This window comes from Rhizobium esperanzae, from assembly GCF_002204185.1.
Taxonomy (GTDB): domain Bacteria; phylum Pseudomonadota; class Alphaproteobacteria; order Rhizobiales; family Rhizobiaceae; genus Rhizobium; species Rhizobium esperanzae.
Map to the genome: position 1 here is coordinate 1 of NZ_MXPU01000058.1, position 1,144 is coordinate 1,144.

The window sequence follows — 1,144 nt, forward strand, 5'->3', positions numbered from 1 at the left end:
TCTCCTCAGTTTTACGTCGCCTTGAGGTCCGTCAGCACCTTGTCAAAAGCATCCTTGACCGGCTTTGAGATTTCCTCCACCGTCCTGCTTGCGAGTACCCGGAATTCCTTGGCGTGCTGCAAACTTGTCTCAACCCGCTTGCGCAGGAAGGTCGACTGCAGTTCGAGGACCTGCGACGGCGAATTTGCGCTAAGCAAAGCTTGCAGATGCGAGAAGCCGGCCTCGGCGTCGGCCTGCAGTGCAGCGATCGTCTTCCACGACAATTCGTTGCCGAACAGACTTGTCGTTTCGAGGATCGGAGGCAGCATTTTCTGTGTCGCTTCAGCGCCGGACGCAAATTTCAAAAAAGCCTCTGTCACCTGCTTGTTCCCCTTTTCAACGGATGCGCCGAACTGATCTGGCACCTTGAGCGGCGATGACGCCGGGTTTTCGATCGTTTCAAAGGATCTTTCGGAAATCTTGGTCATAGCGTTTTCCTTCTCATTGAGTTGGTTGCAAGCTGTGACGTCGGGATTGCCCCTTCCGCCGGCGGACTATGCAGGCCGCTTGGTAGAACGTCGGTTCGATGACGAACCGTCATGTGGCCTCCGTTCCGTTCGTTTCATGAACCGCCATCATGCAGACTGCTTTCTGCCGCTTGTAACCAGGGATCAGCAAACACCATGCCAACTGCTCAGACGCTCCAAGAAGATGATTTTTGTTTATCGATGGGCGGATTGATCGGTATTTGGCGGAAAGACCGGCGAACAAACGTTCTAATCTCGACAATTCGACAATAGGTGTCGGGTGCCCGACATTTGCGAGACATGTGGACAGCTGAGATCGGGACAAGCGAATGAGCATGTAATTCAATCGCGCTCAGGATCGTCCTGTGCCGGATCGTATTGAGCCTGCGGGGTGGAAAGTGACGTTGCGGTCCTCGCCGCAAGTGCCTCCGTCAGCCGCGCACTGGTGTTTGCCTTGACGGTCAGCTTGCGCGAGACATTGCGTGCAAGCGCAGTGCCTTCTTTACACCGGCCGTCATCTGGGTAGAAACCGCCGCATCCGCATCCGCGGAACCGGCATGGGACACGAATGTCACGATGTGTGGCGATCCGATCACGGGGCATCTGCCTTGGCAACCGGATAATCGGTTCATCGCCGA

The 1,144-nt window shown here is 55.6% G+C and carries 2 protein-coding genes; both read right to left on the reverse strand.

Annotated elements, in window-relative coordinates; translation table 11 throughout:
- Positions 1-11: 11 nt before the first annotated feature.
- A complete protein-coding gene (locus B5E41_RS30890) occupies positions 12-467 on the reverse strand; it encodes a phasin (RefSeq protein WP_054186405.1) in 456 nt (151 codons plus the stop codon).
- A gap of 381 nt (positions 468-848) precedes the next feature.
- Positions 849-1,144 (reverse strand): hypothetical protein (locus B5E41_RS32045; protein ID WP_210191835.1); only part of this gene is annotated, 296 nt, incomplete at its 5' end.

Excerpts from the sequence above, each read along its gene's own strand:
- B5E41_RS30890 (WP_054186405.1), bottom strand. The coding sequence starts at position 467 with ATGACCAAGATTTCCGAAAGATCCTTTGAAACGATCGAAAACCCGGCG.